Origin of the sequence: Oxynema aestuarii AP17 (assembly GCF_012295525.1) — a bacterium.
GTDB classification, from domain to species: Bacteria; Cyanobacteriota; Cyanobacteriia; order Cyanobacteriales; family Laspinemataceae; genus Oxynema; species Oxynema aestuarii.
Genome location: NZ_CP051167.1, coordinates 5,770,348 through 5,785,325 on the forward strand (window position 1 = coordinate 5,770,348; position 14,978 = coordinate 5,785,325).

The following is a 14,978-nucleotide window of genomic DNA, read 5'->3' on the forward strand; positions in this document are numbered from 1 at the left end:
ATGTCCTACTGCAGCAAGTCTGCCGAGTGGCGAGGTAAGCGCAAGATTGCTGCTTGACACCACCGATGTCGATCGCCCGTCAAGTCCCGAAGCTCGCCAATGCTAGGCGGCTATTGCGGCTCATGCATTCACCCTCAGTCGTTCCGGGACTATTGTTTTTTGTTGCCACTTAAACGCTGACCATGCCAAAGCTTCTCGTCTCCGATCCAATTGACCAAGCTGGGATTGATATCCTTTCGCAAGTCGCTCAAGTCGATGTCGAAACCAGTCTATCCCAGGAAGATTTAGTGCGCGTCATCCCAGAATACGACGCGCTGATGATTCGTTCTGGCACCCGCGTCACCAAAGAAATCATCGAAGCTGCGACCCAGCTTAAAATTATTGGCCGTGCGGGCGTCGGTGTCGATAATGTGGACGTTGCCACAGCCACTCGTAAAGGGATTGTCGTCGTCAACTCGCCCGAAGGCAATACGATCGCTGCCGCCGAACACGCGATCGCCATGATGCTCTCCCTTTCTCGCTACATTCCCGATGCCAACCAATCGGTCAAAAGCGGCAAGTGGAACCGCAAGGCGTTTGTCGGTACCGAAGTTTATAAAAAAACCCTCGGGATCGTCGGTTTGGGGAAAATCGGCTCCCACGTCGCCGCCGCCGCTAAAGCGATGGGCATGAAATTGATTGCCTACGATCCGTTCATTTCCACCGAACGGGCCGAACAAATCGGCTGTCGCTTGGTCGATCTCGACCTGCTCTTCCGCGAAGCCGACTACATCACCCTCCACGTTCCCAAAACCGCAGAAACGGCGAACATGATCGACGCCGCCGCCTTGGCGAAAATGAAGCCCAACGTGCGGATTGTCAACTGTTCCCGAGGCGGGATTATCGACGAAGCCGCCTTAGCGGAAGCCCTGCGGGAAGAACGGATCGGCGGCGCCGCTTTAGATGTGTTTGAAAACGAACCCCTCGAAGCCGATTCCCCCCTGCGCAGTGTCGGCAAACAGTTGATTCTTACCCCGCATTTGGGCGCTTCTACCGCAGAAGCTCAAGTGAATGTGGCGATCGATGTGGCCGAACAAATCAGGGATGTTCTGCTCGGATTGCCCGCCCGTTCGGCGGTCAACATCCCCGGACTCTATCCCGACGCCCTCGAAAAACTCAGACCTTATCTGCAATTGGCGGAAACGTTGGGTAATTTGGTCGGACAAGTCGCGGGCGGTCGCATCGAGTTGCTCAACGTCCGGATGCAAGGGGATTTGGCGAACAACGACAGTCAACCCGTGGTTGTCGCCGCCCTCAAGGGTTTGTTATCCCAAGCCCTGCGCGAGCGCGTCAATTACGTCAACGCCAGCATCGAGGCTAAAGAACGGGGCATCCGCGTGATCGAAACCCGCGATGCGTCGATTCGCGACTATGCCGGATCGCTTCACTTGGAAGCTAAGGGATCGTTAGGAGATCACGCGGTGACGGGGGCTTTGTTAGGGGATGGTGAAATCCGAATCACCGATATTGACGAATTTCCGATTAACGTTCCCCCAAATCACTATATGCTGTTTACAAGACACCGCGATATGCCGGGAATTATCGGCAAAATCGGGTCTTTGCTCGGCAGTTTTAACGTCAATATTGCCAGTATGCAAGTCGGTCGCAAAATTGTACGCGGCGATGCGGTGATGGTTTTGAGTATTGACGATCCCCTGCCGGATGGATTGCTCGATGAAATCAAGAAGGTACCGGGGATCCGGGATGCTTACACCGTAACGCTGTAAGCGGCGATCGCCACTGAGATCGGAAGGAAAGGGGATCGGTGGGGTCGCGGACGAGTGGATCTCCCGCCCCTCTCCTCTCGGTGCATTCCCCAACTGCTCACCCCCGAAGTCTTCAATTGCGAACTATGGCCAACAATTGGTGGGAAATTCAAGTGCTGTGCGATCCGGCTCTGGAAGATTCGATCTTCTGGCGCTTGGAAAATTTCGGCTGTCGCGGGATGGCCACGGAACTAAAGGGTCATTCCTGTTTGATTTCCACCTATCTGCCCCAGGAACGCGCTCAAATGCTGGATTTGTCCGCGCTTTCCCTACTGTTGCGCCAAGATGCTCTCGCGATCGGATTGCCCACTCCCGCGATGCAGTGGAATTTAATCGAGGAGGAAGATTGGGCGATCAGTTGGAAAAAACACTGGCACCCGCAAGAGATCGGCGATCGCTTTTTGATTTATCCGGCGTGGCTTCCCCTTCCGGAACAGTGCGATCGCCTGCTGCTGCGCTTGGACCCCGGCGCCGCTTTCGGTACGGGCGCCCACGCCACCACTCAACTCTGTCTCGAAGCGTTAGAAATGCGTTTGGGCTTCGATCCGAGCGATTCTGGGGTACAAGTGGCCGATATCGGTTGCGGTTCGGGGATTTTATCCATTGGGGCGCTGTTGTTGGGCGCCGGAAAAGCCTACTCGGTGGATATCGACCCCCTCGCCGTTCGGGCCGCCCGTCGGTGTCGCGAACTCAATAAAATTGCCGAGTCGAAAATGTTAGTTAAACTCGGCAGTGTCGAACGGGTCAAACAACTGATTGAAGAACCTGTCGATGGCATTATTTGCAATATCCTCGCCGAAACTATTTTAGATTTAATTCCCGAGATGGATCATATTTGCAAGCCGAGTACCTGGGGAATTATTAGTGGGGTGCTGCTCGAACAAGCGAAACCTGTCGCCGATACCCTCGAACAGCATGGCTGGGTCGTCGCGACCCTTTGGCGGCGTCAAGATTGGTGCTGTTTTAATATTCGGCGGTCTTGAGATTTTAGATTGTAGATTTTAGATTGTAGATTCTAAATTTTAAATTTTAGATGTAAGGCGATCGCACGGTCCTAGGATTGTCGGAGTTTTCTCAGGAGGGGGATGAAATAATAGCGGCTATAAAAGTATAAAAAAAGCTGTTCGCGACAGCGATCGCGCCGCGCGCGATCGCTGTCGGATATTGAGAGAGAGAAACTTGGCTAAAAATGGCCAAATTCACTAAGACATGAGATGGCGAAAAGTTAAACGCTCAAACAATAACGGCTGAGAAGAGAACCGAGAACAAACTAAAAAACGGGCGATCGACTTACAACAGGGGTTCGAGTTCTGCAATTAGTTGTTCGGCGCTCCTGAGTCCTTCAAAACGCTCTACAGGTTTGCCTGCTTTAAATAAAACTAACGTCGGTAACGCATAAATATGATGATCTGTGGCTAAATCCGTGTATTTCTCCGTGTCGATCTTGACAATTTTTAGCCGTTGTTTGAGTTTGGCATTGACTTCGTTCAGAATCGGCACCATCATCTGACAAGGCCCGCACCAATTGGCATAAAAATCGACCAACACGGGTAACTCCGATTGTTGGAGCATTTCATCAAAACTGTTGAACTGTTTTTTGACGGCCATCAGTCACAAACACCATGAACGGTGTGGCGTGAAAACATTTCTATGATAGCGAGACTTGGGTACAAGTGCGATCCCGTTTTTCTAGAAATGCACAGATATCGATCGCCATTATACCGCTTTTCAAAAATAATGAGAGAGGTCGAGGGTAGGGACACGACATTGCCCTGTCCTTACAGGCGATCCATCTCCATCGAGGTTTTAGAAAAATGCTATTAGATGCAATGAGAATCGGCGCAGCTTGCGAGAGAAAACAATCCCATGCGCGCGATCGCATTTCACCTTAAAATAAGTGAGTTTGCAATCAAGTGAAAAGGGAAAAGATTAATGGAACTCTTGCCAGAGTCCGTACAGAAATTGCGCGATCGCGTGGCGATCGTTACCGGAGGATCCCGGGGCATCGGACGGGCGATCGCGATCGCCTTGGCAACCGAAGGGGCCACCGTCGTCGTCAACTACGCGCGATCGAGTAGCGCCGCCGATGCAGTGGTCAGCGAAATTACCGCCGCCGGAGGACAGGCGATCGCCGTCCAAGCCGACATGTCCAAAAGCGACGAAGTAGACGCCCTCATCAAAACCACTATCGAGCAATGCAGCCGCGTTGATATTCTCGTCAATAACGCCGGAATCACCCGCGATACCTTGCTTCTACGCATGAAACCCGAAGACTGGCAAGCTGTCATCGACCTCAACCTCACCGGAGTTTTCCTCGCCACCCGGGCCGTCGCGAAAATCATGCTCAAGCAAAAATCCGGTCGCATCGTCAACATCGCCTCCGTCGCCGGACAAATGGGGAACCCCGGACAAGCCAACTACAGCGCCGCCAAAGCAGGGGTCATCGGCTTTACCAAAACCATCGCCAAAGAACTCGCCAGTCGTGGCGTCACCGTCAACGCCGTCGCCCCCGGTTTCATCGCCACCGACATGACCAAAGATCTCAAAGCCGACGACATCCTTAAATTTATTCCCCTCGGACGTTACGGACAACCCGAAGAAGTCGCCGGAATGGTTCGCTTCCTCGCCGCCGACCCCGCCGCCGCCTATATTACAGGTCAAACCTTTAATGTTGATGGGGGCATGGTGATGAGTTAGCATCACCAATAAGGACACGGCAATGCCGTGTCCTTACCGTGGATTAAAGATTAACATCCAATCTACAATCTACAATCTACAATCTACAATCTAAAATCTAAAATCAAATCACGTCCCAACTCACCGGAGTTCCCTTTTTTAAATCTTTTTTCACCACTTTCCCCAGCAGGATTGGATAATATTTGGGCGACAAGCCCAACCCGGGACGAATCGCCCGCAAATTCTCCGGCGTAAAACAGTCCCCCGCCTTCATATCTCGCGCCACATACAAAGAACGACGAAAGCCCATTGAAGCCCTTTCTGCGTCACTCGGGCCGTATTGAATTCGCCCCAATGATTGCCAAGCTTTTTGAGTTTCGATCGCCAATTGTTGCATCTCCTGTGGTTCCATCGAAAAAGCAGAATCGACACCTCCATCGGCTCGTCTGAGGGTAAAATGTTTTTCGATAAATGTGGCTCCAAACGCAACACTCGCCACCGCGACGCCAACACCCATCGTGTGATCGGAAAGACCGACTTCGACATCAAAAAGTTGGCGTAAATGGGGAAGCGTTCGCAAATTACTATTCTCTGGTGTCGCCGGATAGGTACTCGTACATTTTAATAAAATGAGGGATTGACATCCCGCTTCTTTCGCCGTTCTCACGGTTTCATCTAATTCGGCGATCGTTGCCATTCCTGTAGAAATAATTAACGGTTTTCCCGTACTGGCAACTTTACGAATTAAGGGCAAATCGGTATTTTCAAAAGAAGCAATTTTATAACAAGGAACGTCTAAAGATTCGAGAAAATCAACGGCAGTTGCATCGAAAGGTGTACTGAATCCGAGGATTCCCAATTGTTGGCAGCGATCGAAAATTGGCTGGTGCCATTCCCAGGGAGTATGTGCTTTTTCGTAAAGTTGGTAAAGAGAATAACCATGCCAAAGACTATCGGTATTGTTAATAAAAAACTCTCTTTCGGCGAGGTCGAGGGTCATCGTCTCCGCCGTATAAGTTTGTAGTTTAACTGCGGAAACTCCAGCAGCAGCCGCCGCTTCGACAATCTCTAAGGCACGATCTAAAGATTGATTGTGATTGCCGGACATTTCGGCCACAATAAAGGGCGGACGATCGATTCCAATCGAATAGTTACCAATTTTAATACTGTTCATCATTATTGAAGGTTATTAAATATTATTGATATATTCCTGGATATATTCTTGCCTGGTTAAAGATAAACACAGGGCTGGCTGTCCGCAATAACTAATGTTTTCTTTGAATTTAAAATAGCATTTAGAAAAGGCTTTAATAGAGGGCTTGTTTGTCGGTTTGATATAGGCGTGGACGATGGGAACGGTGGTATTTGAAAATAGCCTTTGCGTTCCCAAGCGAATCAAATGGGTTCCGTAACCCAAACCGCGAAATCGGCGATCGATATTGATGGAAACAACGGCTTCGTTCTCGACAATTAAATAGCGAATCGAACCGATCGCGCGATCGTCGCGATCGAGTGCTAAATAAATCAATGAATTCGGATTCTTCAAGTGCGATCGCCACCATTGCACGTGATGTTCCCAAGGGATGGGATCGCTGGAAAATGAGGTATTTCTTACATCCGGATCGTTGGCCCATTGCCACAGTAACCGACAATCGCGATCCTGGGGCGATCGCAATCGAATCTTTTCGCCTTCTAAAACCATTAAAACTCGTTCGCTTCCTTCTCCATCTACGAGTTGACAGGCGCGTTGCGAGATTTGCGCGCATTTAGTTTTAGAACCTAGCAAATCGGCGATCGCCTGTGTCATTGTATGGAGGTCTAACTCTCGATAGTCTCCTAAGTTAATAGCGATCTTTTCTTTGGCTAAAGTTTCGGCGATCGCGCGTTGATTTTCCGCGAGAATCACCGTCAAACTCGGTAATCCCATAAACGCCAATTCCCAACAGGTACTCCCTCCGGCTGAAATCCCTAGATCGGCCCACGCCATTAATTCTGGCATATCGGTGACATTTTGCAGCAACCGAATTGAAAATGTTGAAGATCGAGCTGCTTTTTCGAGACTAGAATAATGTGGATTACTTCCACCGACGACGATCGCGACATCTAAATCTGGGTTGTCTAAATTTTCTAAGGCTTGAATGACTTTTAAAGTCACGTTATCGGAATCGCCGCCACCTAATGTAACTAAAATTTTACGGGCGATCGGGGCAATTTCTCGTCGCCATCCTCGCCACGCCCAAAATTCACGGCGCAGTAAGGCGTAACGAGTGCCGAGTAACAGTTGGGTGTCGGGCGATCGCTGTTTGTAAAAGCTGTCATTGGCGTAAATATTTTGATTTAATATCCAATTGGCATAATAACTTTCACTATGTCCGTAATCGTCTAAAAATAAAAAGTTTAACTGCGCTTCTGCGATCCTTTTTTGATACTTGGTTTTAAAGTGATAGCCGTCTAAAACCAAGTATTTTATGTTCAATTTACGAGCAATTTCTATAGTTTTTTGGCAATCTTCTACACTACCGGGTTGCACTTCAATTTCGATCGCTTTCATTCCTTCTGCGTTGAGGCGATCGGCGATCGCGCGGCTACAATCAGCCATGACGAAGATCGGGCGATCGCCGTTTTGTTTGGCAGCTTGCGCTAATGCCAAACAGCGCATCACGTGACCCGTTCCGATCGCTGTAGAGGCATCGGCGCGAATCAGAAATTTGAAGTTTGACTGATTATTGCCCATATTTTTTCTGTTCTATATGGGTATTAATTTTAGACCATTCTGGATGGTTTTCTAACAATATCAAGCAATTTTTGAAGGTAAGTTTTTCTTCCGACCTAGACAAACTTTTAATTATTTTTTCAATCAATTGAAAATCTTCCGGGGTATCGACCGTCCAGCGATGATGACTGTTATTTTTCTTATCCTTTAAATGAGCGATTCGATAGCGTTGGGGCTGACGGTAAATAAATGGGGTAACGTGTTCGCGATCGGGTTGGGCGGTTGCTTCTTGAAAAGCTTCTTCTAAACTCTTAAAAGAAAAGATTTCTGCATCCATTCCTCGGGGATACGTTCTCTCCAAACAGTTGGAGAAGTAATCGACTGGAGGCTGACTGTCGAGATAGCTTTGAATGAGGCGATCGACGATTTCGGGATCGATTAGAGGACAGTCGGAAGTGACGCGAATAATCGGATCGATTTGATACGTTTTTGCGGCGTGATAATATCGCGAAAGTACGTCATTTTCCGAACCGCGATAGTAAGCAATGGCGAGGCGATCGCACCATTGAATGATGGGATTATCCGTTGCGTTTGTTGTCGTTGCTACAATGATGCGATCGGCCAGTCGAACTTGTTGCAATTGTTCGAGGTGATATTGCAAAAGCGGTTTGTCGAGAACGGTTTTTAACACTTTTCCCGGTAAGCGAGTTGAAGTCATTCTCGCTTGGGTGACGATACCGATGTTCATTTTTAGGAATCTACACTACGCCGAAATCGACTTAATTAGTATAGCATTGGCGCGGGCGATCGCCAAAAAGTACGGCATGATTTGCCGTACTTTCTCGGACTTCTAAATCTTGGTGAATTTAGAATTTATAGAACGGGGATTACCACCATCGGCGATCGCCATTCTCATCCATTCTCGCTTGGCGAATCACGTCAGAAATTTCTTCCGCATCTCGCACGTGATGGAGGGCTTCTTTATTTCCTTCTCCATCTTCAACGATAAAATAGGTGGGAATTTTAACGTGTTCCATCGTAATATCCGCAACATCTACCGCGACTTGACGGGCTTTTTCTTCTAAAGTTTGCGATTCGTTAGGAACATAATCGCCAGGATTAATTGTTAAGTTTTTCGGTTCGTGTTCTTGGGTTCTCATTTCGATAATTTCCTCAACTTTTTCAGACAGAATTTATTAAACTTAGATCGTTCAGGCGTTTTGCCACATTTGTTGAATTCTACCGGGCAGAAACTCGCTAATTTCCTCCACGCGATCGCGGGATAACTCATCTTTAGTTGCGGCAAAAACCGCACAAATTACCGTTTCCGGATCCGTATAGCGCGGTATACCGCCTTCTTGGGCAACCCGTCGCACGAATAAGTCAGCATCGATCTTCAGAGGCGGACGAATTCGACCGATCCAGGTGACAATGGGATTGGTATCCATCCACAAATCGACAATCTCATCTTGCAGCGCTTTATTATCACTAGAAACAGCTTGTGTGTGCAATTGATCTGCGACTTTATCCACCGTTTGATTGGGCATTAAATCGCGCATCGTTCTAAACACGACTTCGCTGAGGTTGCGTGCGTCAAAAATATCGGGAAGAGCAGCTTTTACCCTAACTTTTTCTAAGAAAGAAACTTGCCGATCGCCGATCGCTCGCTGCTGTGAATTTTCCGCGAGGGATTCCGGGGGATTCGCTTCCATTTTTTGCAGCATTTCCCGACCTTTATCGGTAATTTTTGCCGCTTTAACGTTTACAGGGGCGCTCAGTTTCGAGACCTGTTCGGCTTGGGGACTGCCCGTATATTCGACTTCAATATAGCCATTGCGATTGAGATAGTCGAGATTGCCGAGTAAGGTTTTCTCATCGACGGGATTGCTGCCAAAATCTGCCGCCGAAAACTCGATCTGGGGGTTTCCTTCAGCTTCCCCAGCGTCGCGCAGTTTTTTGAGCAAAATATAGGTAATGTCTTCTCGAATAGCGATGGTCATGTGGGTCAATATCAAACAACAATTAACTAAAGTGGAAAAAGAGAAAAATCTTTAATCTCACAGTAATTATCTTAACGAAGATAGAGAAATAATCGCTCTCTCGTTAGTATGAACTTTATTCCCAACGGCGATCTAACTGAAGTATGATTTCACCGGGCGATCGCGCGCACTCCACGATCGCCCGATCCCCCATGAGATCGAAATCACAGGCGGAATTTAAAAAAGCCGATAGGACAGAAGAACCATCAAAAATCGGTCGTAAAATCCCGGTGCGATCGCCACTGACTCGCAGATCCCCCAGTCTGGCGAAGCAGTTAATCGGTCGATTGGAGTCGATCTCCAGCCGACCGCGCGACGATTTAAGACAGATTTAAAATGGAGATATTTCACGCTCAAAATCCTGCCAGTAAAGGATATTTAACATGGGTAAACCCGAGCAAATTGCCGAAGCGAGCGATCGCGATTTATTCACGGCTAATGGAGTCATTCGTCTCAAACCCCAACAATATATCCACGTTTTAGATAACAATACCGGGATTACCCGACTCGAACTCGGGCCGCAAACGGTAACCTTACGCGATCACGAACGATTGGTCTTAAAAGCGCACCCCACAATCGTCGTTCCGCCCCGTTATTATTGCATCGTTGCTAATCCGGTTCGCCGCGACGAAAATGGAGAACCCCGCGTCAACGATCGCGGTGAAATTGAATTGCGTTACGGCGATCGTGAAATTCGTCTCACTCAAGAACCGTTCCCACTTTATCCCGGAGAACAGCTCGATTGTGACGTTACTCAACTGCAAGTTGTCGAAACTAATTGCGCCCTAAGATTGCGAGCAATTCGCGATTTTACCGAGACCCGAACCGTCACTGAAGACGGAGAAATGCGCAGGGAACAGCTCGATCGTGTTGCGGGAGACGAGTGGTTATTTGAAGGGCCCGGAACTTACATTCCTCGCATCGAAGTTGAAGTCGTCGAAACCGTTAAAGCGACGGTCATTAAAACCAATCAAGCTTTACGTTTACTAGCCCGACAAAATTGTATCGATCGCCAAGGACACCGACGGCGAGCCGGAGAAGAATGGTTAGTACGAGAAGAAGGAGCCTATTTACCGGGAGTTGACGAAGAAATTGTCGGTATTATTAAAGCTTTTATCCTCACCGATCGCAAAGCTTTACATCTAAAAGCCAAACGCACGTTTACCGATATTTTCAATCGACAACGCAAAGCCGGAGACGAGTGGCTAGTTACATTTCAAAACGCCGAAATTCATATTCCCGACGTTTACGAGGAAGTCATCGGGGAAGTTCAAATTACCACATTAAGCGATCGTCAATGGTGTATTGTTGTCGATCCGGTCGATGAATTGGGTAAGCCTCAATTTGGAATGCGAGAAGTCCGTCAAGGACGAACCTCTTTCTTTTTACATCCCGGAGAATCCTTAGAAAATGGCATTCAAGAAATTTACGTACTCGGGGAACGAGAAGCCCTTTTATTGCGAGCGAACGAAGCATTTAGCGAAGGAGAAGCAGAGGCGATCGTGCGCCGCAATCCGGGGGATTTGTGGATGATTAACGGTCCGTGCGAGTACATCCCTCGGGTAGAGGTTGAAGTTATTGAAAAACGCAAAGCCATTCCCCTCGATAAAAATGAGGGGATTTACGTGCGCGACATTCAAAGCGGGGAATTAAAATTAGTAAGCGGTCCGCAAGCTTATATGCTGACCCCTTACGAGGAGTTGTGGGAGAAAGAACTACCGCCCGTTGTCGATCGATTATTGGGGCGAAAAAACGACGCGATCGCCGATCGCGGCGACTACGTAAATCCGGGGGATGAAGAAGATTTAGAACGAGCGCGCTTACCTTTTTCTACATCGCACGATCGCGATCGAACTCGTGCGGTCGTTTTTCACGTTCCGCAAAATGCTGCCGCTCAAATTCACGATTATAAAGAACGCAGCGCCCGTACAGTTTTCGGTCCCGATTTAGTCATGCTCGGTCCCGACGAAGCCTTTACGGTGTTGAGTTTATCCGGCGGTAAACCCAAACGTCCTAACTTAATTAAATCCCTCGCCTTACTGTTAGGACCCGATTTCATGACCGATATTTTTACGGTGGAAACTTCCGATCACGCCCGCCTGCAATTGCAGTTATCTTATAACTGGTATTTCGACGTCGATAAAAGCGACGAAGAACAGGCGGCAAAACTGTTTCAAGTTCCTGATTTTGTCGGCGATGCTTGTAAGGCGATCGCCTCGCGGGTGCGCGGTGCGGTGGCGGGGGTTCACTTTGACGAATTTCACCGCAATTCGGCGCGAATTATTCGCCAAGCGGTGTTTGGTTTGGACAATGAAGGTCACATTCGCGATGAATTTCGATTCCGCACGAACAATCTCGTGATTACCAATATCGACATTCAATCGGTCGAACCCGTCGATGAAGAAACTTTAAAAAGCTTACAAAAGTCGGTTCAAATTGCGATTCAAATTACCACCGACGCCCAAGAAGCGGCAGCCCGTCACGATGCCGAACGCATCGAACAAGAAGCGCGGGCGCGATTGGAACGTCAGGGAATCGTCGATAAAAGTGCGGCGGAGGTCGAGCGCAAAAACCTATTAGAATTACAGGCGGAAAATGCGGCGATCGAAACTACCGGACAGGCGATGGCGGAGGCGCGCGCTAAAGCACAAGCGGCTCAAATTCAAGGGGAGTTGCAGGTTAATTTAGCCCAACAAGATGCGGAAGCGGCGAGAATTCGCGCGCAAGTGGAATTAAACCAACTGCGCGCCCGTCAGGAAGCCGAACTCGCTCACCGTCAAACCCTCGATAATTTAGAGGTTGAAAAAGCCCGACAAATGGCGGAGATTACCAGTGTAGAATTCGCCCAAAAAGTCTCGGCGTTGGGGGCGGAAACGATCCGGGCGATCGCCCAATCCGGACCGGAAATGCAAGCCCGACTGTTGGAAGGGTTGGGACTGCAAAGCGTGTTAATTACCGATGGCAACAATCCGATCAATTTGTTCGGAACGGCGAATGGATTGATCGGGGGATTTTCATCGAATTCACCGCGAGAGATTGCCGAAGATGAATAAGTTTGGGTGAGAAAAGTTGAGTTTTTCAATGCTTTAGATTTGTCAACGTCGTCTAGATCTACCCAGAGGGGGAAGCGATCGCGCCGGACGATCGCTAGAATGCTAGTGGACGTTCAAAGTATTTGAAAAACTCAATAATTCGATTTTTGAGAAATTCGGCGCGATTGTCGAATTTCTCGCGACGGTGTATTTAGGAGATTTTTTATGACCGTGACCCCCATCAAAACTCAATTCGGTCCCGAAATCGATGTGGGGCAAGTTCGCGAACACAACCGAAAACAGTTAGAGGCGATCGCCCGCTACCGTCGCGCGGCGAATTACCTCGCTGCCGCTCAAATATATCTCAAAGATAACGTACTTTTGCGCGATCCCCTGCAACCGGAACATATTAAAGATCGTTTGTTAGGTCATTGGGGAACGACCCCGGGCATCAACTTGATTTACGCCCATCTCAATCGCCTCATTCGTCGCTACGATGTCAATCTATTTCTGGTCACCGGACCGGGACACGGCGCGCCCGCCAACTTAGCTAACCTGTATCTGGAAGGCTCGTTGCAAGAGTTTTATCCGGAATTGACGTTCGACGCGGCAGGTCTTCACGACTTTATCAAACGGTTCTCCTGGCCCGGGGGCTTTCCGTCTCACTTATATCCCGGCATTCCCGGCACAATTCACGAAGGGGGCGAACTCGGCTATGCCCTGGCGACTTCCTTCGGGGCGGTGATGGACAATCCCGATCTCATCGTTACCTGTATCGTCGGCGATGGCGAATCGGAAACCGGGCCGACGGCGACGGCATGGCACAGCTATAAGTATATCGACCCTGCCGAATCGGGGGCGGTGCTGCCGATTTTACACTTAAATCAGTACAAAATTTCGAGTCGCACGATCTACGGATCGATGAGCGATGAAGACTTACTACACTTGTTTTCCGGCTATGGCTATCAAGTGCGAATCGTCGGCGACGACGACCTCGATGCGGATCTCTACGCTTCCATGGATTGGGCTTATCAAGAGATTTGCCGGATCCAACAGGCCGCCCGATCCGGCGAACCGATCGCCCAACCGCGCTGGCCGATGTTAATTTTGCGATCGCCGAAAGGACTCTCGGGGATCGAGGAACTGCACGGCGAACCGATCGAAGGTTCCTATCGATCGCACCAAGTTCCGGCCAAACACGTTAAAAGTCAGGAAGGCGAACGCCAAAAATTAGAACGATGGTTGCGGTCCTACGGTCCCGAGGACTTGTTCGACGAGTCCGGCGCGCCCGAACCGGACATCCTCGCCCTTTGTCCGCAAGGCGATCGGCGGATGGGCTGTAACCCGTATACTTTCGGCGGACGGATGCGCGAGGCCCTCAACCTGCCCGACTTGTTCGAGTCGGAAGTTCCCGTGGAACGCCAAGAAACGGACGGCACTTGCAAACGGGGCGATCGCCAACTCGGTAATACGGAACAATTAGCCAAATATCTCAAACAGGTCATCGCCCTCAACCCGCAAAATTTCCGGATTTTCAGCCCGGACGAACTCGAATCGAACCGTTTGGGCGAAGTGTTCGACCTGACCCAACGTAATTTTCAATGGCCCACCGATGCGGACGACGAAAATATCGGATCGCATGGCGGTCGCGTCTTAGAAGTGTTGAGCGAGCATAACTGTCAGGGCTGGTTGCAAGGTTATTTATTAACCGGACGTCACGGTTTATTCCCGTCTTACGAGGCATTTTTAGGGATCGTGACGACGATGATGGATCAATATGCCAAGTTCGTAAAAGTCTCTAAAGAATTTCCCTGGCGTCTGCCCGTCGCCTCGTTAAACTATCTCGAAAGTTCGACGTTGTGGCGACAGGAACATAACGGATTTTCCCACCAAAATCCCAGTTTTCTCAATAGCGTTCTCGACCAAAAAGCGGAGTTTGCTCGGGTCTATTTACCCCCTGATGCGAACTGCTTAATCAGTACCTTAGACCACTGTTTGCAGAGTACGGGTTATGTCAATTTAGTGGTGGCGAATAAGAACCCGATGCCGCAATGGTTGTCAATGGAAGAGGCGATCGCGCACTGCCGCGCCGGGGCCTCGGTTTGGCCGTGGGCGAGTACGGATGATGGAGTCGATCCGGATGTGGTTCTCGTCGGAATTGGCGACGTTCCTACCGTCGAAGTGCTGGCGGCGGCTCATATTTTGCGATCGCAAATGCCTCATTTACGAGTGCGCGTGGTGAACGTGACGGACTTGTTAGTTCTCGAAGAACAATCCGAACATCCTCACGGTTTGGATGCGGATATGTTTGAGGCGTTATTGACGAGCGATCGCCCGGTTATTGTCAATTTTCACGGCTATCCTTCTCTCATCGAACAACTCATTTTCGGTCGTCCGAATCTCGATCGCTTCCATATTAACGGCTATCGCGAAGAAGGCAATACGACCACGCCGTTTGATATGTTAGTTCGCAATCGGGCCAGTCGTTATCATCTGATTATGCAGGCGATTCGTTTGGGTTCTCGGCGCAATTCTCGGGTCGCCGCCCACGCGAACGATCGCGTCCGCCATTACGAATACGTGTTAGCCGAACACAGCAAATATATCTGTGAAAATGGGGTCGATCCCGCCGAGATTACGAACTGGCAGTGGTGTTAGTCGATCCTTTTAAAACGAGGATGAATTGAGAGAGGTTCTCAGGGCGATCGAAGGC

Annotated in this window: 11 protein-coding genes; 5 read left to right on the forward strand and 6 right to left on the reverse strand. The window is 49.3% G+C overall.

All coding sequences use genetic code 11. The features are described from left to right. Nucleotides 1-182 precede the first annotated feature (182 nt). Both serA and prmA read left to right on the forward strand, forming a co-directional pair. On the forward strand, nt 183-1,766 hold the full coding sequence (serA, locus tag HCG48_RS23050) for a phosphoglycerate dehydrogenase (RefSeq protein WP_168571265.1): 1,584 nt from the start codon (nt 183-185) through the stop codon (nt 1,764-1,766). 125 nt (nt 1,767-1,891) lie between these two features. Continuing rightward, complete coding sequence (prmA, locus tag HCG48_RS23055) at nt 1,892-2,788, forward strand: 50S ribosomal protein L11 methyltransferase (protein WP_168571266.1); 897 nt, start codon at nt 1,892-1,894, stop codon at nt 2,786-2,788. A gap of 307 nt (nt 2,789-3,095) precedes the next feature. On the opposite strand, the gene trxA is transcribed toward prmA, so the two are convergent. Beyond that, nucleotides 3,096-3,413, reverse strand: coding sequence for a thioredoxin (gene trxA, locus HCG48_RS23060; RefSeq protein WP_168571267.1), 318 nt, complete (start codon nt 3,411-3,413; stop codon nt 3,096-3,098). A gap of 324 nt (nt 3,414-3,737) precedes the next feature. On the opposite strand from trxA, the gene fabG reads away from it, so the two are divergent. Then, a complete protein-coding gene (gene fabG / locus HCG48_RS23065; protein ID WP_168571268.1) occupies nt 3,738-4,502 on the forward strand; it encodes a 3-oxoacyl-[acyl-carrier-protein] reductase in 765 nt (254 codons plus the stop codon). Between the two features lie 103 nt (nt 4,503-4,605). On the opposite strand, the gene pseI is transcribed toward fabG, so the two are convergent. From pseI to HCG48_RS23090, 5 genes are all read right to left on the reverse strand, one after another. Then, nucleotides 4,606-5,658 carry a pseudaminic acid synthase gene (gene pseI / locus HCG48_RS23070; RefSeq protein WP_168571269.1) on the reverse strand — a complete coding sequence of 351 codons (1,053 nt, stop codon included), beginning with the start codon at nt 5,656-5,658 and terminating at the stop codon, nt 4,606-4,608. 12 nt (nt 5,659-5,670) lie between these two features. After that, entirely contained in the window at nt 5,671-7,215 is a 1,545-nt protein-coding gene (gene pseG, locus HCG48_RS23075; protein ID WP_168571270.1) for a UDP-2,4-diacetamido-2,4,6-trideoxy-beta-L-altropyranose hydrolase, read from the reverse strand. Next, complete coding sequence (locus tag HCG48_RS23080; RefSeq protein WP_168571271.1) at nt 7,205-7,942, reverse strand: cytidylyltransferase domain-containing protein; 738 nt, start codon at nt 7,940-7,942, stop codon at nt 7,205-7,207. Before HCG48_RS23080 ends, pseG begins: the two co-directional genes overlap by 11 nt. 139 nt (nt 7,943-8,081) lie before the next feature. Beyond that, nucleotides 8,082-8,354, reverse strand: a complete 273-nt coding sequence (locus tag HCG48_RS23085; protein WP_210437115.1) for a hypothetical protein — start codon at nt 8,352-8,354, stop codon at nt 8,082-8,084. 51 nt (nt 8,355-8,405) lie between these two features. Beyond that, nucleotides 8,406-9,194 carry a DUF2267 domain-containing protein gene (locus HCG48_RS23090; protein ID WP_168571272.1) on the reverse strand — a complete coding sequence of 263 codons (789 nt, stop codon included), beginning with the start codon at nt 9,192-9,194 and terminating at the stop codon, nt 8,406-8,408. Between the two features lie 422 nt (nt 9,195-9,616). On the opposite strand from HCG48_RS23090, the gene HCG48_RS23095 reads away from it, so the two are divergent. Further along, nucleotides 9,617-12,286, forward strand: coding sequence for a colicin uptake protein (locus HCG48_RS23095; protein WP_168571273.1), 2,670 nt, complete (start codon nt 9,617-9,619; stop codon nt 12,284-12,286). Nucleotides 12,287-12,490: 204 nt separating this feature from the next. Then, nucleotides 12,491-14,923, forward strand: a complete 2,433-nt coding sequence (locus HCG48_RS23100) for a phosphoketolase family protein (RefSeq protein ID WP_168571274.1) — start codon at nt 12,491-12,493, stop codon at nt 14,921-14,923. Nucleotides 14,924-14,978 lie beyond the last annotated feature (55 nt).